Here is a 25311-nt window from a genome sequence, read left to right as displayed (position 1 = left end):
GTGCGATATATAGCAGGAAGGGGCTTAACATGAAAACAATAGAGGGCCCAGCGCCCGATGATGACGGAGACGGCAGTGTTTATGTGCTGTCTGAAAACTGATTAGCTGCATGATACCGAAAAACCGGCGCCCAGGCGCCGGTTTTACGTTCAGTCTCTGGCTCAGCCCTTGGGGGCTTCGAGCCAGGCATCCAGGGTGTTCAGGTCGTCCGGGCTCAGGGTGCCGAGCTGCTGCTTGAGGCTGAACAGGTTGGAGATGAAGTCCAGGCGGGCATTGGCGTAGTCGCGCTGGGAAGAATAGAGAGTGCGCTCGGCGTTCAGCACATCGACCACGTTACGGGTGCCGACATTGAAGCCTTCCTGTGTGGCCTGCAGTGCGGTTTCGCTGGAGCGGATGCTCTGTGCCCGCGCCTTGACGCTCTGGACGTTGGTGCTCAGGTTGCGCAGCAGGCTGCGGGTTTGCTGAGTGACGGCCAGCAGGGTGTCCTGGCGGTCCTGCATGGCCTTGTTGAGCAGGGCTTCGGCTTCGCGGGACTGGGAGCTGGTCAGGCCGCCCTGAAAAATGGGCACCCGCAATGCCAGCCCGATGGTACGGGTGTCACCGGTATCAAAGCCCGACACACTGCTGGTGTCGCTGTCGTAGCTGGCGTTGAGGTCCAGCGTTGGGTAATGACCGGCGCGGGCGGATTGTGCCGAACGCCTCGCTACTTCAATGCTGTTGTCGGCGATCATCAGCCCCAGGTTGTTCTGCCAGGCTTTTTCCAGCCAGGGCTGGGGATCGGCCGGTGTCGGGTTTTCCACCGGGTAATCGGGCTTGAGGGCATCGACGCTGCGAAACGGCGAGCCCGCCAGACGATCGAGGGCTTCGTAGCTGTTGTCCAGCTCGCCTTCGGCTTCGATCTGGCGCACCACGGAGTTGTCGTAGCTGGCCTGGGCTTCCTGCACGTCGGTGATGGCGATCAGACCGACTTCGAACTGCGCATTCACCTGGTCGAGCTGGCGCTGAATGGCGCGCACTTCGGCCTGGGCGCTGTCGAGGTTGTTGATGGCGCGCAACACCGCAAGATAGGCGCTTACGCTGCGCAGCACCAGGGTCTGCTGGTCCTGATCGAATACCAGCCCCGCCTGCTCAGACAGCACTTCACCGCGGCGCAGGTTATACCAGCGTGCCGCCGAGAACACTGACTGGCTCAGGGTCAGGGTAACGCCGGTGCTGTCGTTGCTGCCGGCCTTTTCAGTGTGAACCCAGTTGGCGTCTGCCCCGGCAATCACTTCAGGCAGCAGGGCGGCACGGGCCTGGGGCAGGGCTTCCTGGCCGGCCTGCAGGGAGGCGGCGGCCGATTTCAGTTGCGGGTCGTTTTCCAGTGCCCGCTGGTACAGATTGGCAAGGCTGCCGGCCTGTGCCTGGGCGCTGATCAGGCCCAGAGCCAGTGTCAGAAGCAGCGGGCGACTTGAGTTTGAGAGCGATTTCACAGAAAGCATCCTTTGTTACAAATGAGACAGCGGGGCAAGGTCCTTGAAGGTGCGCTTGCCGAGAAAACTGTAGACAGTGGGAATGACGAACAGCGTTAGCAGAGTGCCGAAGGTCATGCCGCCGACGATAACCCAGCCGATCTGCTGGCGTGATTCGGCGCCGGCACCAAAGGCGATGGCCAGCGGCAGTGCCCCCAGCACAGTGGCGCCGGTGGTCATCAGAATGGGGCGCAGGCGCAGACTGGCGGCCTTGAGAATGGCGTCGCGCAGGGTCATGCCCTGATCCTGCAGCTGGTTGGCAAACTCGACGATCAGAATGCCGTGCTTGGTGACGAGTCCAACCAGGGTGATAAGGCCGATCTGGCTGTACACGCTGAGGGAGCCGCCACTGTAGTAGAGCGCCAGCAGGGCGCCGCCGAGGGCCGGCGGCACCGACAGCAGTATGATCAGCGGGTTCTTGAAGCTTTCGAACTGGGCGGCCAGCACCAGGAAGATAAAGCACAGCGCCAGCGCAAAGGTGACCTGCAGGCTGCTGCTGGATTCCTTGAATTCCCGCGACGGGCCTGTGTAGTCGAAGCTCGCCTCGGGGGCTATTTCGGCCAGGTTCTGTTGCAGGAACTGCAGTGCTTCGCCCAGGCTGTAACCCGGTGCCAGCAGGGATTGCAGTTTAACCGCGCGCACCTTGTCGAAGTGGTTGAGCTCCTTGGGGGCCACGGTTTCGCTCAGCTCCACCAGGTTGGCCAGCTGTATCATGTCGCCTGCGGGACTGCGTACATAAATATTGGTCAGGTCGTCCGGGGTGCGTCTGTTGGCATCCTCGATCTGGACAATAACGTCGTACTGTTCGCCGTCGCGCTTGAAGCGGGTGACGTTGCGCCCGGCCATGTAGGTTTCCAGTGAGCGACCGATGCTGTCGACCTCCAGGCCTATGTCCGACACCTTGTCACGATTGACCACCAGTTGCAGTTCTGGCTTGTTGAGCTTGAGGTCACTGTCGGCCTGGACAAAGCCCGGGTTCTGCCGTACCCGGTTGAGCAGTTCGTCGCTGATGCGCTTGAGCTCGCTGTAGTCGGCCTGGGACTTGATCACGAACTCCACCGGGCGGGAAATAATGCTCTGTCCCAGGGAGGGCAGGTTCATGGCAAAGGACAGGGTACCCGGCACGCCGCCATAGAGTTGCGGCGTGAGAGATTCGACGATCGTCTGCTGTGTGCGCGTGCGTTCTTCCCAGCGGCTCAGGCCGATAAAGGTAAGGGTGTTGGTTTCGGTGGGGAAGCCCACCACCGTGAAGAAACGGTTCTGCTCCGGCACGCCGCTGATGATGCCCTCGATCTGGCGTGCATAACGATCGACGTAATCCGGTGTGGAGCCCTCGGGGGCGATGGAGAATGACATTATGGTGCCCCGATCCTCGTAGGGTGCCAGTTCCTCCGGTAGCTGCAGGTAAAAGAAGCTGCCGGCGCCGATGCTCGCCAGCATGATGAGCAGTGTCAGCAGACGGGAGTGCAGGGTGCGATCCAGCAGGGTCTGGTAACCCGTCGTCAGCGCGTGCAGCCAGCCTTCGATCAGGTTGAACAGCGCCGAGTGGCGGGTCTCGTGGTGCAGCATGCGTGAGGCCATCATGGGCGACAGGGTCAGGGCCACAAAGGTGGATACCACCACGGCACCGGCGAGTGTCAGGGCGAACTCGGTAAACAGCCGGCCGGTACGCCCTTCGGTGAAGGCGACCGGCGCAAACACGGCCACCAGGGTGAGGGTAGTGGCAATAACGGCAAAGGCGATTTCCTTGCTGCCCTTGAATGCCGCCTGGATCGGGTCCAGACCATCCTCTACATGGCGGTAGATGTTCTCCAGCATAACGATGGCGTCATCCACCACCAGGCCGATGGCCAATACCAGGGCCAGCAGCGTCAGGGTGTTAATGCTGAAACCCATCAGGTACATCATGGCAAAGGCGCCCACCAGGGACAGCGGAATGGTGACAACCGGAATCAGGGTGGCGCGCAGGTTGCGCAGGAAGAAGAAGATGACCAGCACCACCAGGGCGCCGGCCTGCAGCAGGGTCTGGTACACCGACTTGATGGATTCGGCGATAAACACCGAGGAGTCGTAGGCGACCTCGACCCGCATGCCGTCGGGCAGGCTGCTTGCCAGTTGCTCGAGCTCATCGCGGATACCCTGGGATACATCCAGCGGATTGGCGGTGGCCTGCTTGACGACGCCCAGTGCTACGGCGCTTTCACCGCGAAAGCGGGTGATGATGCGCTCGTTCTGCGGCGCGATCTCCACTCGCGCCACATCGCGAATGCGCACCGGATAGTCGTCTATATTGCGGATGATAATGCGCTCGAACTCATCCACCTCGTTGGTATCGGTACGGGTCAGGATAGTGAACTCACGGTCCTGGCTTTCGATGCGCCCGGCCGGAATCTCGATATTCTGTTGGCGCAGTGCCGCTTCAATATCCTGCGGAATCAGGTTGTAGGCCGCCATGCGGTAGGGATCCAGCCAGATGCGCATGGAATAGCGCCGTTCACCGAAGATGAGCACATTGGCCACCCCGGCGACGGTCTGCAGGCGATCTTTCACCTGCTGATCGGCGATGCGGGTAATTTCCATCGGGTTGTGGTGGTCGGAGGCGAAGGACAAATAAATGATGGGCTGGGCATCGGCCTCGGTTTTGGATACCACGGGTTCGTCGATATCCTCCGGCAACTGGGCCCGGACGCGGCCTACGCGATCGCGCACGTCATTGGCTGCCTGGTCGGGATCACGTTCGATCTTGAACGTAATGGTGATCTGGCTCTTTTCGGTGCGGCTGATCGAGTTCATGAAATCGACCCCTTCGATGCCGGACAGCGAATCCTCGATGATCTGGGTCACCTGGGACTCGATGATGGAAGCACTGGCGCCGGGGTAGGTGGTTTCAACGGTGACCACCGGCAGGTCGATCTTGGGGTATTCGCGCACCGTCAGGCGGTCATAGCTGATAAAGCCGATCAGCAGAATCAGCAGGCTCATGACCGTCGCCAGGACCGGACGTCGGATACTGAGGTCGGGCAGGATCACTGTGCGGCTTCCTGCGGGCGGGCGGCATCACTGGAGCCATCGACGAACACGGGTGTGACTGGCATGCCGGGGAAGAGCTTGAGGTGCCCGGCGGTCACAATGGTATCGCCGGCGGAGGCGCCGGAGAGGATCTGTACCTTGCCAGGGCGTCGTTGGCCCAGGGTGACGGGCACGATTTCAACCATGCTTTCACTGTTGACCCGCATCAGACTGAAAGCACCCTCCTGCAGCATGACGGCCTGCTCGGGAACCAGCAGGGCCTGATCGTCGGCATTGCCGTGCAGTTCAATGCGGGCAAAGAGGCCGGGGCGCAGCATGTCGTCGCTGTTGTCGATGCGGGCGCGCAGTTCCAGGTTATGGGCCCTGGCATCGCTGCTGGGGGCAAGGGCGTAGATCTCGCCACTGAAAATGTGTCCGGGGAAGGCATCGACGGCGACGCGAACCGCCTGGCCAGGTGCAACGGCGGGCAGGTAAATCTCCGGAATGCGAAAGTCCAGTTTCAGGCTGCTGGTATCGATCAGCTCCACCAGGTCCTGGCCGGTGCTGACATAGTCGCCCGGGCTGACCTGGCGCAGGCCGGTGATGCCGGCGAAGGGCGCCCGCAGATTCATCTTGTCGATGCGGGTCTGCGCCAGGGAGACTTCGGCTTCATCGACGCGCAGCTGTGCCAGAGCTGCATCACGGTCATTCTGTGAACCGACCTTGCGCTGCAGCAGGCTCTGCGCACGCTGGTACTCCTGCTGGCTCAGACTGACCCGGGCCTTCGACTGGGTCAGGGCGGCGTCGTAGAGCGCCGTATCGAGCTGAAACATCAGCTCGCCGGCCTTGATGGCCTGGCCTTCGAGAAAGAGTATTTTGCGAATCTGACCGCTTTGCTCCGGGCGTATGATGACGCTTTCGTTGGCCTGCAGATTGCCCACGGCCTGAATAACCGGTGTCAGTGGCTGGGTCTTCAGTAGCACCACTTCGGCGGGCAGGCCGCGGGGCTGTTGTTGCTCTTCTTCGCTGGCCCAGGCGGAGCCGGGTAATGCCAGCAGCAGCGGCAGGATCAGATCGCGTGTTTTCATGGTGTTGGCTTCGCATCCTTGTCGGGGCTTGGCTGGGGTGGCAGCACCCGCTCCCACAACAGTTGTACCATGCTGCTGAGGGGGGCGGTGGATTCCTCCACCTGCACGCGCAGCAGTGCGCCCTGCCAGCAGTTCCAGATCAGTTCGGCCAGCGCTCTGGCGTCCAGATCCGTGCGTACCGAGCCTTCCTGCTGACATTGCAGCATATCCTGCTCGAGGGCATCAAGGATGCGATGCGTGGCGCCGAGAATGGCGTTGCGAAATGCATCCGAAGCTGCGCCTATTTCGCCGGACAAATTGGCCAAAAGGCTGCCCATGCGAAAGCAGTGCGCCTGGCTGGTTTGAATCTCGGTTTCAATCTTGTGCCGCAGGCGGGCCGCGTGACAGCCCGGTGGCTGGTCGGCCTGCAGGTTCCAGCAGTCAAAGGCTCTGGCCTGGAAATGACGGATAATTTCGATGGCAAAGTCTTCCTTGCTGCCAAAAAAATTGTAGAAGGATCCCTTGGAAACCTGACAGGCATCGAGAATTTCTTTCAGGCCGGTACCGTGATAGCCATTGCGATCAAACAGTTCCATGCCCATTTCCAGAATGCTGTCGCGGCAGTGTTCGGGTTTGCGTCCGCGGTTCATTTTAACTAGACCGGTCAGGCTAAAAATAAGCTGGCATTCTAGCGCGCTGCGATCCGTATTAAAACCGTAATTGATTGCGCCAGGGTTGCAGGGGCCTAAGGAGCGAGGAAAAAGGGGACAGGTGCGAGGGAAAAGGAACAAGTGAAAGTAAAAGGGAGTGAAAGGAGCAGGGCTGGGGGATGCGAAAACGGGCCCCGCAGGGCCCGTATGTTGTGCAGTAGTGATTCTGCGATCAGCGTGCCAGAGCCTTGCTGATGCGGCTGATGGCATCCTGCAGGGTTGCAAGGCTGGTGGCGAATGACAGGCGCATGTTACCCGGTGCGCCGAAGGCGGAGCCCGGCACCAGGGCAACGCCGGCTTCGTTCAGCAGGAACTCGGCCAGATCCAGATCGTTCTCGAAGCGCGGATCGGCGTCTATTACGCCCTGGAAGCTCGGGAAGGCGTAGAAGGTACCATCCGCTGCAATGCATTCCACGCCGTCGATGGCGTTGAGGGCTTCGAGCACATAGTCGTGACGCTGGCGGAACGCCTTGACCATCTCGGCGACGCATCCCTGATCACCTTCAAGTGCGGCCTGGGCTGCAACCTGGGCGATGGAGGTCGGGTTCGAGGTGCTCTGGGACTGTACCTTCTTCATGGCGCCGATCAGCTTGGCCGGGCCTGCAGCATAACCGATACGCCAGCCCGTCATGGAGTAGGCCTTGGAGACGCCGTTGAGCACGATGGTGCGGTCGTAGAGTTCCGGACAGGCGTTGAGAATGTTGCAGAACGACTGGTCGCCGAGCAGGATGTGCTCGTACATGTCATCCGTGGCAATCAGTACATTGGGGTACTTTTTCAGTACCTCGCCCAGTGCCTTGAGTTCTTCCAGGCTGTAGGCCACGCCGGTCGGGTTGGACGGGCTGTTCAGCACCACCAGGCGGGTACGCTCTGTCATGGCGGCGTCCAGCTGGGCGGCCGTCATCTTGAAGCGTTGTTCCTGGGTGGTGGTCACGATCACCGGCGTGCCATCGGCGACCAGTACCATGTCCGGGTAGGAGACCCAGTAGGGCGCCGGAATCACCACCTCGTCGCCGGCATTCAGCAGCGCCAGGGACAGGTTGAAGAAGCTCTGCTTGCCGCCACAGGACACCAGAATCTGGTTGGCTGCGTACTCCAGACCGTTATCCTGCTTGAACTTGTTAATAATGGCTTTTTTCAGACCCGGGGTGCCATCGACGGCGGTGTACTTGGTGAAGCCTTCGTTCAGGGCGCGGATGGCGGCCTGCTTGATATGATCCGGGGTGTCGAAATCGGGTTCGCCGGCGCCCAGACCAATAATGTTCTTGCCGGCCGCACGCAGTTCGGCTGCACGGTTGGTAACCGCAAGCGTCGGGGACGGTTTGATACTGTTTACACGGTCTGAAAGTTGAACGTCCAAGCCACAATCCTCTATTAGTCGGTACTGGATTTGCTGCTTTTTCAAGCCGATCAATGATAGCGGAATCCCTTGCCAGTCTGAATCCTTGTACCGAAAAAATGCAGTTTTTGACGCAGAAAATCCGCAGCTTCGCGACTTTTGCGCGCAGGACCCGCGCCTCAGGTGAACATTGGGGGCGGCCGAGCAGCGGATTGGCCGTTGAATGCCTTGCCTAGTAGGGCTTGGCGGTCAGGTAGGTTAGTATATGCGGTCGCGTTGTCAGGCAGGTGGGTTAATGAAACAGCGATTTAAACTTCAGTCCAGCTTTAAGCCCTCGGGAGATCAGCCGAGCGCTATTGCCACCCTGATCGATGGCATTGAATCGGGCCTGGTGGCCCAGACTTTGCTGGGTGTTACCGGATCGGGCAAAACCTTTACCATTGCCAATGTGATTGCGCAGATTCAGCGGCCCACCATCATTCTGGCCCACAACAAGACGCTGGCGGCGCAGTTGTATGGTGAGTTCCGCGAGTTCTTCCCCGACAACGCCGTCGAATACTTCGTGTCCTATTACGACTACTACCAGCCTGAAGCCTATGTGCCGTCCTCCGATACCTTTATCGAGAAGGACGCCTCGATCAACGATCATATCGAGCAGATGCGTCTGTCGGCCACCAAGGCGCTGCTGGAGCGGGACGATGCCATTATAGTGGCCACGGTCTCGGCCATTTACGGTCTGGGCGATCCGAAGTCCTACCTGTCGATGATGCTGCACCTGGATCGGGGCGAAGAAATCGACCAGCGTGACATTCTGCGCCGCCTGGCGGAGCTGCAGTACAAACGCAACGATGTCGAGCTGCACCGTGGCAACTACCGGGTGCGCGGCGACGTCATCGATGTGTTCCCGGCGGAATCCGAAACCGAGGCCGTGCGCATCGAGCTGTTCGACAGCGAAGTGGAGCAGATCAGCTTCTTCGATCCCCTGACTGGCGCGGTGCTGCGCCGCGTGCCCCGGGTCACGATTTACCCCAAGACGCATTATGTGACTCCCCGCGAGGTGCTGCTGGGGGCCGTCGACAAGATCAAGGATGAGCTGCACCCCAGGCTCAAGCAGCTGCGCGATCATGGCAAGCTGGTGGAAGCACAGCGGCTGGAGCAGCGCACCCTGTATGACATGGAAATGATCATGGAGCTGGGGTACTGCTCCGGCATCGAGAACTATTCACGCTACCTGTCCGGCCGCGAGCCGGGCGCGGCGCCGCCGACGCTGTTCGATTATCTGCCGGACAACGCCCTGGTGGTGATCGACGAATCCCATGTCACAGTGCCGCAGCTGGGCGCCATGTACAAGGGCGACCGCTCACGCAAGGAAACCCTGGTGGAGTACGGCTTTCGCCTGCCGTCGGCGCTGGACAACCGGCCGCTGCGCTTCGAGGAGTGGGAGGCGCTGGCGCCACAGATGATCTTTGTCTCCGCCACGCCGAGCAAGTATGAAGCGGCCAATGCCGGACAGATCGCCGAGCAGCTGGTGCGGCCCACGGGGCTGATTGATCCTCAGGTGGAGGTGCGTCCGGCCCGGACTCAGGTGGATGATCTGCTGTCCGAGATTGGCAAGGTCACGGCCAACGAGGAACGCGTTATCGTCACTGTGCTGACCAAGCGCATGGCCGAAGACCTGACCGACTATCTGGCCGAGCATGGCGTACGGGTGCGCTACCTGCACTCGGATATCGACACTGTGGAGCGGGTCGAAATCATCCGCGATCTGCGTATTGGCCAGTTCGATGTGCTGGTGGGCATCAACCTGCTGCGCGAGGGCATCGACATGCCGGAGGTGGCGCTGGTGGCCATTCTTGATGCCGACAAGGAAGGTTTTCTGCGCTCCGAAACCTCGATGATCCAGACCATAGGCCGGGCAGCCCGTAACGTTAACGGTCGCGCCATTCTCTATGGCGATCGTATTACCGGTTCTATGCAGCGTGCCATCACCGAGACTGAACGACGGCGGGAAAAACAGGTCGCTTATAACCTGGAGCACGGCATAGTGCCGCGGGGTATCTACAAGTCGGTAGCCGATATAATGGAAGGCGCCAGTACCATTCCGGGCCGCAAGGCTACGCGCGGTGCCAAGAAGGTGGCGGCCCAGGCCAGCGATACCCAGTTCGATCCGGCCACCATGACTGCCAAGCAGCTCGCCAAGGCCATGAGTCAGCTGGAAGACAAGATGTACGAAGCGTCTAAAAACCTGGAATTTGAACTGGCGGGTCATTACCGTGACGAGTTGCAGCGCCTTAAACACTCAGCTTGAGCATTCTTCTTGCCCCTTGCTTTGCCAGGCCCGCCGGGGGCGGTTTCACTGGCTGCTGCTGGGGAAGCGGTGTGCGTAGCGCGCAATCCACTCGATGGCGGCTTCTTCACTGCTGTAGTTGCGGCCTGTGTCCCGGCAGGCCCGCTGCCGGTAGCTCTCTATATGGCAGACCTGCTCCACCATGCGCACCGCAAAGGCGGTTTCTTCGTCACTAAAGCAAATACCCAGTAGCGCATCCTCCAGCGCATGGTAATGACACCAGCGTACCCGGCCGGAGGCACTGAACTGTGGCATCAGCAGCGGAATGCGAATAATGATATCGGTATTATCGGGCAGGCAGTGGCGGGTGTGGACACAGATCCCGCCCAGGCTGATGTTCGACATCTTGTGCTCATGGGGCTGGCCCGCCAGCACAATCTGAATGGGGATCTCCGAGGGGTGGCGGATATAGTGGCGTGACATGGGCGAGTCCTTTTTCCACGGCGGCACTGTGGCCTGCAGTATAGACGCTGTACCGATGTTACCGCCCTAATCGGGCACTCAAAACCAGGGCCAGGTCCCGGCGCCTGTTAAATCTCCCCGGTGCGTATTTTCTCGGCCCGGGCCCGCAGATATTCAATGGTCAGCAGCATTAATGCCGACAGTACGACCAGCAACACCGCCACGGCGAGAATAGTGGGGTTGATCTGCTCACGCAGCCCCGAGAACATCTGCCGCGGGATAGTGCGCTGCTCCGGGCCCGCCAAGAACAGGATAACTACCACTTCATCGAAGGAGGTCACAAAAGCGAAGAGGGCGCCTGAGATGACGCCTGGGCGAATCAGCGGCATGATGACGTTGAAAAAGGTGTAACCGGGCGTCGCACCCAGACCCAGAGACGCACGCATCAGGGAATAGTCAAACCCCGACAGTGCCGCATTGACGGTGATAATCACAAAGGGTGTGCCGAGGGCGGCATGGGCGATGATCACACCCAGGTAGCTGCCGGACAGCCCCAGCTGGGTGTAGAAGAAGTACATGCCGGCGGCGGTGATGATCAGCGGCACTATCATCGGCGACAGCAGCATTGCCATGATCAGGCGCTGAAAGGGCATTACCGGGTTTGACAGCCCTATGGCCGCGAGGGTGCCGAGCACCGTGGCGATAGCCGTTGCACAGAGGCCGATAATAAAGCTGTTCTTGATGGCCAGCATCCACTTGTCATCGTTCAGGATCTCGGCGTACCACTTCAGCGAGTAGGCATCGGCATCCAGCGACAGCATGCCGGCGGTAAAGGTGAAGTAGGGTTCGGCGTTAAACGACAGCGGCACTATGACCAGGATCGGAATCATCAGGAAGGCCAGCACCGCCCAAGCGGTGAGGCGCAGACTGTGCATGCCGACCTTCTGCCAGAAGGTGAAATACTTTGGAAACTGCATGCTGTTATTCCCCGTACTGCCTGGCTGAAAGAATCCGGGATGGCTTCATGGTGTTATCCCAGCTTGATGTTGCTGACGCCGACCAGACGGTCGTATATCCAGTACAGCAGCAATATCAGCCCCAGCAGCAGTGATCCCAGGGCCGCGGCCAGTTCCCAGTTGTTCGATGACTGCATGTGAAAGGCAATGATGTTGCTGATCATCTGGCCATCGGTGCCGCCCACCAGTGCCGGAGTAATGTAGTAGCCGATGGAGATAATAAACACCAGCAGGGCGCCTGCACTCAGCCCCGGCACTGTCATGGGCATGTAGATGCGAATAAAGGCCGGTATCGGCTTGGCCCCCAGTGACAGGGCGGCGCGCAGATAACTGGGGTCAATGCCTTTCATGACGCTGTACAGTGGCAGGATCATGAAGGGCAACAGAATATGGGTCATGGCAATGACGGTGGAGAACTGGGTATAGAGCAGTTCCAGTGGCTCGCCAATCGCATTAATGGACTGCAGAAAGCTGTTTATCACGCCGTTGGTTTGCAGCAGGGCAATCCAGGAGGTGGTGCGTACCAGCAGTGACGTCCAGAAGGGCAAGAGCACGAACACCATCAGGGTGTTGGCGGTGCGGGCTGGTGCCGTGGCCAGGTAGTAGGCCAGCGGATAGCTGATGATGCCGGTGAGTACAGTAATCAGCAGCGCGATCCACAGGCTCTTCATGTACAGCTTGACGTAAATCTGGGTATCCCGCGCCACTATGTCGCCCTGGGCATTGTGCATCAGGTCCAGCGCGGTGAGATAGAAATCATTGGTAAAGACGGCGCCCGCCAGTTTCATTTCCCGCCAGATTTCGACCTGTTGCCACTTCGGCTGCATGGCGAGCAGCTTGCTGGCACCCTCACGGGACAGTATCTCGCTATCGAGCTTTTTGATTTTTCGGGCTGTGGACTTGATCAGGCTGGAACTGCCGGGCAGGGCACGGTTGATCTCCTCGGCAAGCTTGCCTGAGTCGCGGTCGTCCGCGAGCTGTTGCAGCTCGACGGTAAAAATATTCAGGATACTGTCGCTGGGCCGGGTTGCGCTGGTTTCGTCCCAGCCGCTCAGCGCGACAAGCGTCTCGGGAATCAGCTGCGCCACGGTCGGATGATAGACGCTGCGATACAGCATGGTGCCGATGGGGGCCACGAAGGCAATCAGCACGAAAATAATGAGTGGGGCCACGAAGGCCAGGGTCAGTAGCTTGCGTCGGCGCAGAACCCTGCGACTTTGAGATTTTTCCGCCGCACTCAGCCCTGCGTGGGGTGGCAACCCGGAGGTTGCATCACCGCCAGGAGCCCCGGGAGAGGCGGCAGAAAGCTCGGCTTGATGCATGGATAAAACCCCTTCTTCAGACAGCGCCGGGACCGGCAGGCCCCGGACATCGGTTGGGCGGGTCGCCGGTGGCGGGTGTCGCCGCCGGCGTTCAGGTCAGCGGCTGTGGCTTACTTCAGCAACCACTCATTGAACTTTTCACCCAGGGATTCGCCGTAGTCGGCCCAGAATTCACCGGATGCCTGCAGGCCTTCGTCCAGGTGAGCCGAGGGCAGCTTGGGCAGTATGGCTTCGTCTACATAGGCGTAGGACGACTGGCGCGTGGGGCCGTAGGCGACTTCCTGCATGCCACTTTCAGGCTTGGAGCTGGTGGCGAAACGAATGAAGTCTTCGGCCAGTGCCTTGTTCTTGCTGCCCTTGACGATGGCCCAGACATCCAGGTCGAAGATATGGCCGTCCCAGACCATTTCAAACGGTTTCTTGTCGCTCTGAATGGCATCAAAGATACGACCGTTGGCTGACTGCACCATCACGGCACCGCCATCATTCAGCAGCTGCGGTGCCTGGGACCAGCTATCGAACCAGACCAGGTCGTCCTTGATGGTATCCAGCTTGGCGAAGGCGCGGGCCTGGCCTGCATCGGTAGCTAGCAACTCATAGACTTCCGCAGGCGGTACACCGTCTGCGATCAGGGCCCATTCCAGGTTTACCTGGGGACGTTTGCGCAGGGCGCGCTTGCCAGGATAGGTACTGGTATCGAACAGGTCGCCGATGGTGCTCGGCGTGCCGCCCTGAATGGTATCGCTGTTGTAGGCGTAGAGCACCGTCCAGACGATGTTGCCGACACCGCATTCATTGGCGAGCGCCTGGGGCGAAAAGTCTTCGCTGGCGGGAGTGCCGTCATCACCGGGGGGCAGAGTGTCGTGGGGGAAGACTTCGAGCAGACCTTCAGAGCAGGCGCGCTCAAGGTCGATGACCTCGATGTCCACCACGTCCCAAAGAATATTGCCGCTTTCTACCTGTGCCTTGAGTTCGGCGATGCCGCCGGAGTAGTTTTCAAACAGGATCTTGTGACCTGACTGCGCCATATAGGGGTCGAGCATGTGCTTTTGCTGGGCGGCACCGTAGGCGCCGCCGAACGAGACCGCGGTGAACTGGTCTGCCAACAGCGGGCTAGCCGCTGTGCAGAGTGCGAGTGCCACGCCTAGTCGCTTGAGAGTATGCATTGTTATTCTTCCTTCTACGCGTTGTGGTGTGTACTGCTGTGAATGCTTGAGTCAGACGGCCCGGTCCAGCGCCAGGCCGCCGGCCAGATCCCAGGTCAGGCGCGTCAGAGCGCCGGGCGCAAGGACCGGGGCCTGACTGTCGTTGAGTGCCTTGACCATGAGTTCTGCGCCGCTATTCATCTTGAAGAAGTAACGGATGGAGTCACCGACATACAGCCGGGTGGTGAAACTGGCCTCAATGCAGTTATCGCGCAGGGTGTCGCCGGCGATAAACAGGTTTTCAGGGCGAATGGTCAGCATGCAGGGCTCGCCCGGTTGCGGGCAGTTGGGGTTCAGCGTGGTGGCGCTGCTGCCATCGTCCAGGCTGATCTGGGCCCGCCCGCCTTCAATACGGGTGACGGTGCCGGGGATGCGGTTGTTCTCGCCGATAAAGTCGGCCACAAAGGAGTTGGCCGGGCGCTCGTACAGCTCTTCGGGGGCGGCGCACTGCTCGACGATACCGTCGTTGAATACGGCGATGCGATCGGACATGGTGAGGGCTTCGGTCTGATCATGGGTGACATAGATGGCGGTAAAGCCCAGATCTTCGTGCAGGCGTTTGATCTCGAATTGCATCTGTTCACGCAGGTTTTTGTCCAGCGCACCCAGGGGTTCGTCCATTAACACAATACTGGGTTCGAATATCAGCGAGCGGGCCAGGGCGACGCGCTGTTTCTGACCGCCCGACAGCTGGCCGGGGTAACGCTTGCCAAAATCCGCCAGTTCGACCAGCGCCAGGGATTCCTTGACGCGACGCTTGACCTCATCGGCGGATTTTTTGCGGACCTTTAGCGGGTAGGCGAGGTTTTCACTGATCGTCATGTGGGGGAAGAGAGCATAGTGCTGGAAGACCATGCCAATATTGCGGTGATAGGGCGCAATATTATTGACCGGCTCGCCGTTAATCAGAATGCTGCCACTGGTAACATCTTCGAACCCCGCCAGCATCATCAGACAGGTGGTTTTGCCTGAGCCGGACGGTCCCAAAAGGGTGACGAACTCGCCTTTGCGGGCATCCAGATTAAAGTCTTTGACTACCAGGTTGTGCTGGTCGTAGCTTTTCTTGACGTTGATAAAGCGGACATACTGATCATCGGAGGAAGAGGCCTGGCCGGTGGTCGTGGTATCTGTCATTGAATGCTTTACTCCAAGCCTGTTTTTAACGCAGTGCTGCCTGATGCCATGCCAGTTCAATACTGAAGCTGATTTATGCTGCACTGAGTGTAGATGCTAATGGCGGAATATGCCGCCATGGAATAAATCTTGTTAAGCCGACGGGTTAATAGATGAAGCCGGGAGGTTTCATTATTGAGCCGTCTTCGGAAACAGTGACCCAATGTGGATGCCAGCTTAATAAGCCGACGAAGGCGCTAGACGGCGGACCTGATAATACATGCATGCTGTCGTTTCCGTTTTTATTATTGTATCTGTGTTGTCGGTTTTATCCGCAAGCGGTGGCTTGTGACCTGACCCCGGGTCTTAATATAGATCAGTGTTCGCTCCGCCTATAGGTCCAGCAGCAGTGGGCGCTGGTTCCAGCCCTTTATGTTATAAACACATTTTTTATTAGAGCTTTTTATTCGGTCGTACTCAGCGAGCCGCAGGGGTGTTAGTTCGTGCCGTCATGACCCCGAATCGCAGGCGGCTGCCAGCGGTTCAGGGGGCTTCTGGAGTACTGCTGCTCGGTCGTGGCCTGTAAACGGCTATAGCCGCTCAGGCCACTTCAGCTCAGCTGGCGACGCAGCTGCGTACGCTGCTGTCGGTCGTTGTTGCTGCGGCTGGCGCCAGGCCTCTGGGGTCAACGACGCGAATCGTTGCGACCTTGCTCTGGGTAAAGAAGTCGATGGCATCCTTGCCCTGTACCTTGTTGTTGCCCACCAGAGAGCCCTTGATGCCGCCAAAGGGCAGATAGGGGTGGGGGGCGCAGATACCGACGTTGACACCGACCATGCCGACATCGGCCTCGTTGATGAATTTCTCGGTGTAGAAGCTGTTCTGGGTAAAGATGCAGGCGCCATTGCCCAGCGGGTGGTTGCGGATCATGCGCAGGGCGCCGTCGATGCAGCCCACCTTGATGATGTTGAGCACGGGGCCAAAGATCTCTTCCTGGGCGATGCGCATGCAGGGGGTTACATCGGTAAAGACAGTGGGGCCAACGAAATAACCGTCCCGGTTGGCTTCGGGCAGCTGCGGATTGCGCCCATCGAGTGCCAGGGTAGCGCCTTCTGCCAGGCCAATGTCGATATAGTCGTGAATGCGTTTCCTGGCGCTGGCGGAGATCACCGGGCCCATGAAAATATCAGGATCCATGGCATCGCCCAGGGTGATCTTGCGTGAGGCTTCCAGCAGCCGGGCGAGGAAGTCGTCGTAGATTTCCGGCACCACGGCAATATTGGATACCGCCAGGCAGCGCTGACCGGCCGAGCCGTAACCCGACATCAGGATGTTTTCGATCAGCAGATCCATGGGGGCGTCTTCCATGGCGGCGAGGAAGTTCTTGGCTCCGCCCAGCAGCATGGTTTTCTTGCCGCCGCGCCCGCAGCCCTCGCCGATGGCCTTGGCGGTGGGGGTGGAACCCACCAGGCAGACACCGGCGACATTGTCGTCTTCATACCAGGCTTCAACCACTTCGCGGTCACCGTGGACTATATTGACGACCCCGTCGGGCAGACCAGTATCACACAGCAGCTGCATCATTTTTTGCATGAACAGCGGCGATTCTGTGGAGGGCTTGTAGACAAAGGTATTGCCCGTGCCTATGGCAAAGGGAATGAACCAGCCAAACACCAGAGCGGGGAAATTGAAGGGCGCCACGCCGCAGAATACGCCCAATGGTGCCTTGATCAGGCGGCCGTTGATATTGTTGGCAATGGCCTGCACTGTGTCGCCCTGAATCAGCGCTGGAATGGTGCAGGCCATCTGCAATATCTCGATAACGCGGCCGACTTCGCCGCGGGCTTCGGCTATATGCTTGGCCTGGTCGATGGCGATGGACTGGGCCAGCATTTCCAGGTTGTCTTGCATGGCACGGTGCATCTTGAAAATGAAGTCCATGCGCTTGGGCAATGGCATTGCGCTCCAGCCAGGGTAGGCGGCCGCCGCCGCCGCTGTGGCCTCGCGGGAGGTGGCGGGGGACGATAGCGGTACTTCGCCGATTACGTGCCCGGTGGAAGGATTGCGCAGCGGCTCGTACTGTCCGTTGGATTCGTCCAGCCAGGCACCGTTAATATGATTTTTGATTTTGATGTATTCGGTGCTCATCGTCGAACTCCTGCTTGGGTTAAATAAAATCGCGTGGCGTTGCCTGTGGATTGATGGGGAAGTAATTCCCTGCCGCAGCAGTTAAGTGGCTGCGGCTGTCGTGTATTTATCAGTTTGTTTTTTGCTGATTTAGCTGTACGCCTTTAATCGGCGTCACACGCAAGGGGGTTCACAGGTTAATTGGATGCCGGTTTAAAGCTGCTACTGAAAGTGGGCTCTACAGGCTGTCTGGTTAAAGGCCCGGCGGGTTCAGCCCAGACCTTGAGACGGACTATAGGACAGTGCCGAGCGGGCACTGTAGACCCAACACTTATAGCGCTCTGGATCCAGCGTCAATGTTGGGTTTTCGAGTGTTTCCCTGGCAAATTCACCGCGATCCTGAAACCCAGGGGCAGTCTGCTAGCTGATAAGCCGGATCAGTTTGGCCACGCGCTCCAGTCCCGGGCGTATGCGCTCGGTGGCGATGGAGGAGTAGCCCAGGCGGAAAAAGTTTTTCGCCTCGGACTGATAGAAATATATGTCGCCGGATTCGAGTACCACCCCCTTTTCCAGTGCCAGACGCTTGAGTTCCCGCGCATCCAGAGTAGCGGGGCCTTTCACCCAGTAGGAGGAGCCGCCAAATACCGGCGGCTGGGTTGAGTCGGGCAAAAACTCGTGCAGCGCATCACCGACTTCCTTCCAGCGTTCCTCATATACCTGCACCAGTCGGCGGATAAGGGAATCGTGGTAGCCACGGGCTAGGAACAGGCCCACCGAGCGCTGATTATTCATCGGTGGGTGGCGCATCATCATGCGGCGATATTCCCGTACCTCCCGTATGAGTTCCCGCGGGCCGACCATATAGCCAATGCGCAGCCCCGGTGACAGGGTTTTGGACAGGCTGCCCAGATAAATCACCCGATCGTGCCGGTCCAGGCTCTTGAGTGCCGGGGAGGGGTGGCGGGCGAAGGTGGTTTCACACTCGTAATCATCCTCGATGATCAGGAAATTGTGTTTTGAGGCCTGTTCCAGCAGGGTGCGCCTGCGGGCCATAGGCATGGTCACGGTGGTGGGAAACTGATGGCTGGGCGTGGTGAACACAAGATCGCAGCCCTTTAGCTGTTCCCCGGTCACCAGGCCTTCGCCGTCGATCTGCAGCGGGCGGATCCGCGCGCCGGTACAGCCAGCGATACGGGTGAGATCCGGATAGCCGGGCTCCTCCAGACCGAAGGTGGAGCTGCTGTCCAGCAACAGGCGCAGCGTCATGTAGAGCGCATGCTGTGCCCCTACGGTAATAAGAATTTCCTCAGGGTCCGCCCAGACACCGCGCCGCGGCAGCACCCGGGTATGGATCTGTTCGATCAGCAGGGCATCGTCGTCATCGTAACGGTCCCCCGACCAGTCGCGGATGGACTGTACCGATACGGATTCGCGGCAGCACTCGCGCCAGTGATTGGTCGGGAACAGGGTTGGATCGAGCTGGCCGTAGATAAAGGGGTAGGGATAGTCCTGCCAGCGGTGCAGCTTGTTGAGCTTGTCGCGGGTCGGGGTGAATTTCAGACTCTGCGACCAGTCGGGACGGGTGCCTTGCACGGCGTCATGGTCGCCGTCTTTATTATTGTCGCTGTCATCCCGGGCGAGGCTCTTGAGGATGTCTGCGTTGACGTAAAAGCCTGCCCTTTCCCTGGAGATCAGGTAACCGTCATCGATCAGGTGTTCGTAGGCGATGATCACCGTATTGCGCGAGACCCCCAGGGTTTCCGACAGCTTGCGGGTCGAGGGTAGCGGCACATCGACCGGAATATGACCGTCGATAATGGCCTTGCTGATCTGCTCGCGAATCTGCTGCTGCAGGCTGGAATCGCTGTGCGGTGACAGCTGAAACAGGTGACTTAACATCGATACCTTCTAGTTTGATCCATCACAGGCGGGCTCCATTTGCCATGCCGTTTGTACGCCGGCTTCCCCAGTAGCGTCAAGTCGGGACTTTTTGCGCACAGGCGGCTGGTGGAGAAATCAGTACTAAAGATATAACGTGCGGGCTGGGCAGTTCAGGCCTGCGCCGCTATGCTGAGCCGGATCCATAAATGAGAGATCTGCATCAACAAAGGTTAGCAGCATGAAGCGCGAGCCGAATAACAGTGGCGCCCTGCAGCGTGATCCCGCCGGTTGCTGGTGGGGGCTGACAGTATTGGCAACGGCGATGTTGCTGGCCATGACCACCTGGTTTTCGGCCACCGCGGTGGTGCCGCAACTGGTGCAGCACTGGGGCCTGGTGGATGGCCAGGCCGCCTGGTTGACCATCGCCGTGCAGCTGGGCTTTGTGGTGGGTGCGCTGGGGTCGGCGCTGCTGAGCCTGGCCGATCGCATCGCGCCACGCCGGCTGATGCTGCTGGGTGCCGTGCTGGCGGCGCTGGCCAATGGCTTGCTGTTGCTGGCGCCTGGCCTCTGGAGCGCTATCCTGTTGCGGGTCATCACCGGTGCCTGCCTGGCGGCGGTGTATCCGCCGGCCATGAAGGCCATGGCGACCTGGTTTAGATTCAAGCGCGGTACGGCGCTGGGCATTATGGTAGGGGCACTGACTCTTGGCTCGGCGGCGCCCCATCTGGTGAACGGCCTGGGCGGGCTTGAGTGGCAGCGGGTGATCCTGGCCACCTCCTTGCTGACCCTGGCGGGCGGGCTTATTGCCGAGTTTTTAGGCAGTGATGGCCCTTTCCCGTTTCCCCGTGCGCCCTTTGATCCGCGTAAGGTCTGGCAGGTATTTACCGATCGCAAGGTACTGCTGGCCTCCCTGGGGTACTTCGGTCATATGTGGGAGCTGTACGCCATGTGGGCCTGGTTTTCTGTGTTCTTCGCCAGCACCCTGGCGCTGCACGGGGTGGAGCAGGCCGGCCGCTGGGCGGCCTTTGGCACTTTTGCCGTCATCGGTGCCGGCGCTGCGGGCTGCCTGGTCGGTGGCCTGCTGGGGGATCACTGGGGGCGCGCCAAAGCGACGGCCCTGGCCATGGCAATCTCCGGCGGCTGTGCGCTCATTATCGGTTTCATGCAGCAGGCGCCGGTCTTGCTGGTACTGCTGGTGGGGCTGGTGTGGGGCTTCTGGGTGGTGGCGGATTCGGCGCAGTTTTCCACCCTGGTGACCGAGGTGGCGGACCAGAGTTATGTCGGCACGGCGCTGACGCTGCAACTGGCGATCGGCTTTATCCTTACGGTGCCCACCATCTGGCTGATACCGGTTGTTCAGCAGGCTGCCGGCTGGGGCGTCGCCTTTGGACTGCTGGCACTGGGGCCTGTGGCCGGCATCATTGCCATGCGGGCGCTGGAGCGGGACAGTGCACAGGGGGTTGGCGCCCGCGGCTAGGAGGCTTTTAGTCGATCAGCAGGGTGCTTACCTTTAGCGGGCCTTCGAGGGTCTTGTGAACCGGGCAGCGGTTGGCGATTTCCAGTAGCCGCTGACGCTGCGCCTCGGTGAGGTTGCCCTTGAGGCTAATGCGCCGCTCCAGTATATCGATACGTTTTTCAGCATCGCTGCAACCCTCGCAGTCGGCGCCGTGCTGGCGGCTGTGGCTGAGGGTAACGCTGACGTCATCCAGCGGGATTTTCTTGTGGTTGGCGTACATGCGCACTGTCATGGAGGTGCAGGTGCCGAGCGCCGCGAGCAGGTGCTCGTAGGGGTCTGGGCCCAGATTATCACCCCCGGCCTTGAGCGGTTCATCGGCGAGCCACTCATGATGGTCACTGTTGACCAGGCGGGTAAAGCGGTGGTTATGCTCGCGGATATCCACTTCACCGTTGCGCGTGCCCGCGTCTACAGCGGCAATCAAGGGTGCCGGCGTCAGGTACTTTTCACTCCAGGCGCCAATGACGCTGGCGGCATAGGCGGTGTCTTCCTTGCTGCTGAGCAGATGGTCGGCCTTGTCGAGGCTTATAAAGCTCTTGGGATGTTTGGCGCGGCGGTAGATCTGCTCGGCCTGGCTGATGGACACGGTGCTATCCAGCGGCGAGTGCATCACCAGCAAGGGTATGCGCAGGCGCTCAATGTCATCATTGTCCTGCTTCAGGTCGTCCAGAAACTGTTTGCGAATGGTGAAGGTGCGCCCGCCAAGGCTGACTTCTGCCTCGCCGCTGCTCTCGATCGCATCCACATGGGCACCGAACTGCCTGATCACATGCTGTGCATCGGCCGGTGCGCCTATGGTCACCACGGCGGCGGTTTCCGGGATACGGTGTGCCGCCGAGAGTACGGCGCGCCCGCCCAGGCTGTGACCGATAAGCAGGCGCGGCGCTTCATAGTGGTCTCGCAGATAATCGGCCGCCGCCACCAGGTCGTCGACATTGGAGGAGAAGTTGCTGTTGGCAAAGTCGCCGTCGCTGTTGCCAAGGCCGGTGAAGTCGAACCGCAGCACGGCGAATCCGCGCCCGGTCAGCTCGCGGGCAATACCGGATGCCGCCGGAATATCCTTGCTGCAGGTAAAGCAGTGGGCAAAGAGGACAAAGCCCCGGCTGCCCTGGGGCGGGATTTCCAGCAGGCCGGACAGTTCCACGCCCTTGCTGGTAAAGCTGAGTCGGGTTCGCTGCGCTGCCATGCTGTATCTCCGTAGGAGCATTGGGTGTCTGAAACAGAGTCACTACACCATAGACAGTTTTCCGGGCTCTGGAGCTGGCAGGCCATTTCCCTCGCAGTTTTCGCCACTTGCGTTTATCACTATTTTCCTGTGACAGCTGGCTTCGTGCCCCGCGCTTCAGCCGTTGCTTTGCGCACGGTTCAGCCAGCAATGATTGATCAGCTGCATGACAATTACCCCCAGCAACAGCAGGCCTCCGTAGGCCAGCAGTATCTGACTCCAGTGGGCGCTGAAATTCAGCTCCTTGCAGGCACCCAGCGCAAGAGGTGTCAGCCAGGACACCACAGAAACTACCGAGGCGCTCAGCATGGCCATCTGTCGGTGTCGGCTGCAGCCATGGAACAGAGTCTTGCCAATCCGGGCTTCTATATGGGGCAGGATGAAGTGGTGAATCAGCATGCCGTTCAGGGTCAGAATGGCGACGATAATGATTTTCGCCCAGACCTTTGGGTTCTGCAGACCCTGTTCGAAATAGGCGAGATAGTGCAGCAAATAGCCTATGCCTGACACCCAGAGCAGGGCCAGTCCCAGGCTTACGACGCGGGTTGACTGGCGCAATATATCGAATTTTTCCCGGCTTATGCTGCGCCTGTGGAAGAAATTGAAAATGATCAGATCCAGCAGCAAGGCGCCGCCAATGCCCAGAGCCAGGCCAAACAGGTGGGTGATCTTGATCAGGGTTTTCAGCTCGAAATGGATATCAAACATATCTGCCTTCTGTGCTTTTGCGCTTGCTATTGTTTTTTTAAATGGACTCAGCGCTGCCAGGTGCGGCTCGTCCATGAAGGCGGCAGCAAACTAAGGCGGGAAAATATACAACAATAAAAGAATAATGCAAATCGTTATCGTTTAGATTCAATATCAATTTAATCCTTGGTTATAAGGCTTGTAAGTTGATTGTGACCGTTGCAGCGCAATAGGCGGATTCGCTGTCAACTACACTGACAAGATCAGTGTTATCACAAAAAAGTACATTCAAATGGCCGACAAACAGCCTGGTAATACACCGTCAGGAATGAGCCCAGTGCTGGGGCCGAGTTCCGGTGCGCGCCTGATCATCTGGTTCCTGACGGCCTTGTTGCTCTCCTTTTTCTGGCTTGATACGGCAAAACGCCAGCATCAGGCCGATCTGTCCTATACCGCCTTCAAGGATAGGGTGCGGGCTGAGCAGGTGGTCAGCATTACCTTGCAGGGGCAACAGGTCAGCGGCACCTTTAGAAAACCTGAGCCAGGCTCGCAGGCGACGGGAAACCGGACGGTGAAGCAGTTCGTCACGACTCTGCCACCGATTGACGATCCCGAATTGATGCCATTGCTGGAGCAATATGATGTCGAGGTGCGCGTGCGGTCGGAGAGCGGCAGCTGGTGGGTGCGATTGCTGATCGGGCTGGTGCCCTGGCTGCTGATTATAGGTCTGTTCTGGTATGCCAGTATCAAGATGCAGGAGCGCATGATGGGTGGCAGCGGTGCCGGCGGGATTTTTGGCTTTGCCAAGTCCAGGGCCAAGCGGTTCGAGAAAGGGCAATCCAGAGTGACCTTCGACGATGTTGCCGGACTGGAAAATGCCAAGCAGGATCTGTGCGAAATCAGTGACTATCTGCGCGATCCCAGCCCCTATCGACGCCTGGGCGCCAAGATTCCGCGGGGTATTCTGCTGATGGGACCGCCAGGCACCGGCAAGACATTGCTGGCCAAAGCTGTGGCCGGCGAAGCCAATGTGCCCTTTTTCAGCATAAGCGCGTCCGAATTTATCGAGATGTTCGTGGGGGTCGGGGCATCGCGGGTGCGGGACATGTTCCAGAGCGCCAAGAAAGAGGCGCCTGCCATCATCTTTATTGATGAGATTGATTCGATCGGGCGCGCCCGCGGCACGGGGCTCGGCGGTGGCCACGACGAACGGGAGCAGACACTGAACCAGATTCTCAATGAGATGGACGGTTTCGAGCCCCATGAAACGGTCGTGGTGCTGGCGGCGACCAACAGGCCCGACGTGCTCGATGCCGCCCTGATGCGACCGGGGCGTTTCGATCGCAAGGTGACGCTGGACCTGCCCGACAGGCCGGCGCGCCAGGCCATTCTGAATATTCACGCCCGCGGGGTGCCGCTGGCGGGCGATGTGGACCTGGTGCGCCTGGCGGCACTGACCGTCGGTTTTTCGGGGGCGGACCTGGAAAATCTGATCAACGAAGCGGCGCTGCTGGCCGGGCGCAAGGGCAAAAGCGAGGTCGATATGCAGCTTATGCTGGCAGCGCGGGACAAGGTCGTGCTCGGCGGGCTGCGCGAGATGCTGCTGAGCGACGACGAGAAGCAGCTGGTGGCCTTCCATGAAGCCGGTCATGCGGTGGTGGCCAGCCTGCTGCCCCATGCCGATCCACTGGACAAGGTCACTATCATTCCCCGCGGGCACGCGCTGGGCGTGACCGAACAGATTCCCGCAGCCGAGCGGCACAATTTCAAGCAGAGCTACCTCTATGACCGCCTTGGCGTGATGCTGGGCGGTCGCAGCTCCGAAAAACTGGTCTTTGGTGAAGTGAGCTCCGGCGCCGAGGAAGACCTGAAGCAGGCCACCCAACTGGCGCGCCATATGGTGACGCACTGGGGCATGAGCGAGAAGATCGGCCCGGTCGCCTTCCATCGCGGCGAGGAACATATATTTCTGGGACGTGAAATGGCGCAGCAGCGGGACTTCAGCGAGCACACCGCCGAAGTGATCGACGACGAAGTCAGCATGCTGCTGAAGCATCGCGAGGTCGAAATCGGGCAGTTGCTGAAGAATAACCGTGCCCTGCTGGATGCCGTGGCCAAGGCGCTGCTGGAAAAGGAAACCCTGGAATTTGACGAAATCCGCGCCCTTATTGATGCCTGCCCCAAAGCGACTCCTGGGGCAGGAAAATAGCCCCGGTTGCAGGGCTGAAGGCCGGGCGTTTGCCGCCGGGAACACAGCCATGTGATCCGATGTCATCAGTAAAGAGAAGGCATTGAAAATCCAAAAAATATCCCCTATCAGTTAAGTAAAGGAGGTTAATTGGATGTCGTAATGACCGTTGAAAAGGGACGGATAATTTCAGGATCCAATGGAACCGATTAACGCGTGGGAGGTGTTCCATGAATATCGAACAGTTCAAGGCACATTGGCGTGACTGGCTGATGTTGCTGTTTGGGGTCTGGCTGGTGATATCACCTTTCGCCCTGGGCTATGGCGCAACGGATGCCATGATGGTGATGTGGAATCCGGTGATCGTGGGCGTTGCCGTTGTTGTTTTCTCCATTGCCGTACTCAGGAAAACACAGGTGTGGGAAGAGTGGGTACTGCTGGCACTGGGTGCCTGGCTAATTGCCGCCCCCTTCCTGCTGGGATACGCCACCATGCCGGCTGCGATGTGGAATAGCATCATTGTCGGCCTACTGGTAGGCGCAGACTCGGTATGGTCTCTGGTGGTCATGCTGGGTCGCAGTGGTCATAAGACAGCCTGATTATCCAGCCTGGGTGCAAGATCGGCCTATGGCCGGCCATCGCGGAA

18 protein-coding genes are annotated in these 25311 nt (G+C 59.4%); 4 read left to right on the top strand and 14 right to left on the bottom strand.

Annotated features, from left to right (window positions below; genetic code table 11):
- Positions 1–161: 161 nt before the first annotated feature.
- The 5 genes from A8C75_RS14910 to A8C75_RS14890 all read right to left on the bottom strand — a co-directional run bounded on the left by A8C75_RS14910 (position 162) and on the right by A8C75_RS14890 (position 7657).
- Positions 162–1472: a TolC family outer membrane protein gene (locus A8C75_RS14910; protein ID WP_084784093.1), complete on the bottom strand. Its 1311-nt coding sequence runs from the start codon at positions 1470–1472 to the stop codon at positions 162–164.
- Positions 1473–1487: 15 nt separating this feature from the next.
- Entirely contained in the window at positions 1488–4541 is a 3054-nt protein-coding gene (locus A8C75_RS14905; RefSeq protein ID WP_067384027.1) for an efflux RND transporter permease subunit, read from the bottom strand.
- Positions 4538–5608, bottom strand: coding sequence for an efflux RND transporter periplasmic adaptor subunit (locus A8C75_RS14900; RefSeq protein WP_067384024.1), 1071 nt, complete (start codon positions 5606–5608; stop codon positions 4538–4540). The genes A8C75_RS14905 and A8C75_RS14900 overlap by 4 nt, the downstream gene beginning before the upstream one ends.
- Positions 5605–6237 (bottom strand): TetR/AcrR family transcriptional regulator, encoded by a 633-nt coding sequence (locus A8C75_RS14895; RefSeq protein WP_067384021.1) that lies wholly within the window; start codon positions 6235–6237, stop codon positions 5605–5607. The genes A8C75_RS14900 and A8C75_RS14895 overlap by 4 nt, the downstream gene beginning before the upstream one ends.
- A 232-nt stretch (positions 6238–6469) precedes the next feature.
- Complete coding sequence (locus tag A8C75_RS14890) at positions 6470–7657, bottom strand: pyridoxal phosphate-dependent aminotransferase (RefSeq protein WP_067384018.1); 1188 nt, start codon at positions 7655–7657, stop codon at positions 6470–6472.
- A 274-nt stretch (positions 7658–7931) separates the two neighbouring features.
- Between A8C75_RS14890 and uvrB the strand changes: the two genes are divergently transcribed.
- Positions 7932–9944 (top strand): excinuclease ABC subunit UvrB, encoded by a 2013-nt coding sequence (gene uvrB, locus A8C75_RS14885; protein WP_067384015.1) that lies wholly within the window; start codon positions 7932–7934, stop codon positions 9942–9944.
- Positions 9945–9989: 45 nt separating this feature from the next.
- On the opposite strand, the gene A8C75_RS14880 is transcribed toward uvrB, so the two are convergent.
- The 7 genes from A8C75_RS14880 to pdxR form a co-directional block, all read right to left on the bottom strand.
- Positions 9990–10406, bottom strand: a complete 417-nt coding sequence (locus A8C75_RS14880) for a PilZ domain-containing protein (RefSeq protein ID WP_067384012.1) — start codon at positions 10404–10406, stop codon at positions 9990–9992.
- Between the two features lie 107 nt (positions 10407–10513).
- Positions 10514–11362, bottom strand: a complete 849-nt coding sequence (locus tag A8C75_RS14875; protein ID WP_067384009.1) for an ABC transporter permease — start codon at positions 11360–11362, stop codon at positions 10514–10516.
- A 53-nt stretch (positions 11363–11415) separates the two neighbouring features.
- Positions 11416–12723 carry an ABC transporter permease gene (locus tag A8C75_RS14870; protein ID WP_084784092.1) on the bottom strand — a complete coding sequence of 436 codons (1308 nt, stop codon included), beginning with the start codon at positions 12721–12723 and terminating at the stop codon, positions 11416–11418.
- A 110-nt stretch (positions 12724–12833) separates the two neighbouring features.
- Entirely contained in the window at positions 12834–13889 is a 1056-nt protein-coding gene (locus A8C75_RS14865) for an ABC transporter substrate-binding protein (protein WP_084784091.1), read from the bottom strand.
- Between the two features lie 51 nt (positions 13890–13940).
- The gene (locus A8C75_RS14860) at positions 13941–15062 is read right to left on the bottom strand and encodes an ABC transporter ATP-binding protein (RefSeq protein ID WP_067384003.1); all 1122 of its coding nucleotides are present in this window, start codon (positions 15060–15062) and stop codon (positions 13941–13943) included.
- 594 nt (positions 15063–15656) lie between these two features.
- Positions 15657–17189 (bottom strand): aldehyde dehydrogenase family protein, encoded by a 1533-nt coding sequence (locus A8C75_RS14855; RefSeq protein ID WP_067384000.1) that lies wholly within the window; start codon positions 17187–17189, stop codon positions 15657–15659.
- Positions 17190–17588: 399 nt separating this feature from the next.
- On the bottom strand, positions 17589–19067 hold the full coding sequence (gene pdxR, locus A8C75_RS14850; protein WP_067383997.1) for a MocR-like pyridoxine biosynthesis transcription factor PdxR: 1479 nt from the start codon (positions 19065–19067) through the stop codon (positions 17589–17591).
- Between the two features lie 220 nt (positions 19068–19287).
- Here pdxR and A8C75_RS14845 point away from each other — a divergent pair, with 220 nt between their 5' ends.
- A complete protein-coding gene (locus A8C75_RS14845; protein WP_067383994.1) occupies positions 19288–20526 on the top strand; it encodes an MFS transporter in 1239 nt (412 codons plus the stop codon).
- A gap of 7 nt (positions 20527–20533) precedes the next feature.
- Here the strand turns inward: A8C75_RS14845 and A8C75_RS14840 are convergent, their stop codons facing one another.
- Both A8C75_RS14840 and A8C75_RS14835 read right to left on the bottom strand, forming a co-directional pair.
- Positions 20534–21751: a bifunctional alpha/beta hydrolase/OsmC family protein gene (locus A8C75_RS14840; RefSeq protein ID WP_067383991.1), complete on the bottom strand. Its 1218-nt coding sequence runs from the start codon at positions 21749–21751 to the stop codon at positions 20534–20536.
- A 156-nt stretch (positions 21752–21907) separates the two neighbouring features.
- Positions 21908–22498 carry a hypothetical protein gene (locus tag A8C75_RS14835; RefSeq protein WP_067383988.1) on the bottom strand — a complete coding sequence of 197 codons (591 nt, stop codon included), beginning with the start codon at positions 22496–22498 and terminating at the stop codon, positions 21908–21910.
- A 307-nt stretch (positions 22499–22805) separates the two neighbouring features.
- Here A8C75_RS14835 and ftsH point away from each other — a divergent pair, with 307 nt between their 5' ends.
- Both ftsH and A8C75_RS14825 read left to right on the top strand, forming a co-directional pair.
- The gene (ftsH, locus tag A8C75_RS14830; RefSeq protein WP_227819939.1) at positions 22806–24686 is read left to right on the top strand and encodes an ATP-dependent zinc metalloprotease FtsH; all 1881 of its coding nucleotides are present in this window, start codon (positions 22806–22808) and stop codon (positions 24684–24686) included.
- Between the two features lie 209 nt (positions 24687–24895).
- Positions 24896–25264 carry an SPW repeat protein gene (locus A8C75_RS14825; protein ID WP_067383982.1) on the top strand — a complete coding sequence of 123 codons (369 nt, stop codon included), beginning with the start codon at positions 24896–24898 and terminating at the stop codon, positions 25262–25264.
- The last annotated feature ends 47 nt before the right edge of the window (positions 25265–25311 follow it).

It is taken from the genome of Marinobacterium aestuarii, assembly GCF_001651805.1.
GTDB lineage: Bacteria > Pseudomonadota > Gammaproteobacteria > Pseudomonadales > Balneatricaceae > Marinobacterium_A > Marinobacterium_A aestuarii.
This window is presented reverse-complemented; position numbering and strand designations above follow the sequence as displayed.

Excerpts from the sequence above, each read along its gene's own strand:
- A8C75_RS14855 (WP_067384000.1), bottom strand. The coding sequence starts at position 17,189 with ATGAGCACCGAATACATCAAAATCAAAAATCATATTAACGGTGCCTGG.
- A8C75_RS14875 (WP_067384009.1), bottom strand. The coding sequence starts at position 11,362 with ATGCAGTTTCCAAAGTATTTCACCTTCTGGCAGAAGGTCGGCATGCAC.
- A8C75_RS14895 (WP_067384021.1), bottom strand. The coding sequence starts at position 6,237 with ATGAACCGCGGACGCAAACCCGAACACTGCCGCGACAGCATTCTGGAA.
- A8C75_RS14845 (WP_067383994.1), top strand. The coding sequence starts at position 19,288 with ATGAAGCGCGAGCCGAATAACAGTGGCGCCCTGCAGCGTGATCCCGCC.
- A8C75_RS14880 (WP_067384012.1), bottom strand. The coding sequence starts at position 10,406 with ATGTCACGCCACTATATCCGCCACCCCTCGGAGATCCCCATTCAGATT.
- A8C75_RS14835 (WP_067383988.1), bottom strand. The coding sequence starts at position 22,498 with ATGTTTGATATCCATTTCGAGCTGAAAACCCTGATCAAGATCACCCAC.
- ftsH (WP_227819939.1), top strand. The coding sequence starts at position 22,806 with ATGAGCCCAGTGCTGGGGCCGAGTTCCGGTGCGCGCCTGATCATCTGG.
- A8C75_RS14825 (WP_067383982.1), top strand. The coding sequence starts at position 24,896 with ATGAATATCGAACAGTTCAAGGCACATTGGCGTGACTGGCTGATGTTG.
- A8C75_RS14900 (WP_067384024.1), bottom strand. The coding sequence starts at position 5,608 with ATGAAAACACGCGATCTGATCCTGCCGCTGCTGCTGGCATTACCCGGC.
- A8C75_RS14870 (WP_084784092.1), bottom strand. The coding sequence starts at position 12,723 with ATGCATCAAGCCGAGCTTTCTGCCGCCTCTCCCGGGGCTCCTGGCGGT.
- A8C75_RS14860 (WP_067384003.1), bottom strand. The coding sequence starts at position 15,062 with ATGACAGATACCACGACCACCGGCCAGGCCTCTTCCTCCGATGATCAG.
- A8C75_RS14840 (WP_067383991.1), bottom strand. The coding sequence starts at position 21,751 with ATGGCAGCGCAGCGAACCCGACTCAGCTTTACCAGCAAGGGCGTGGAA.
- pdxR (WP_067383997.1), bottom strand. The coding sequence starts at position 19,067 with ATGTTAAGTCACCTGTTTCAGCTGTCACCGCACAGCGATTCCAGCCTG.
- uvrB (WP_067384015.1), top strand. The coding sequence starts at position 7,932 with ATGAAACAGCGATTTAAACTTCAGTCCAGCTTTAAGCCCTCGGGAGAT.
- A8C75_RS14865 (WP_084784091.1), bottom strand. The coding sequence starts at position 13,889 with ATGCATACTCTCAAGCGACTAGGCGTGGCACTCGCACTCTGCACAGCG.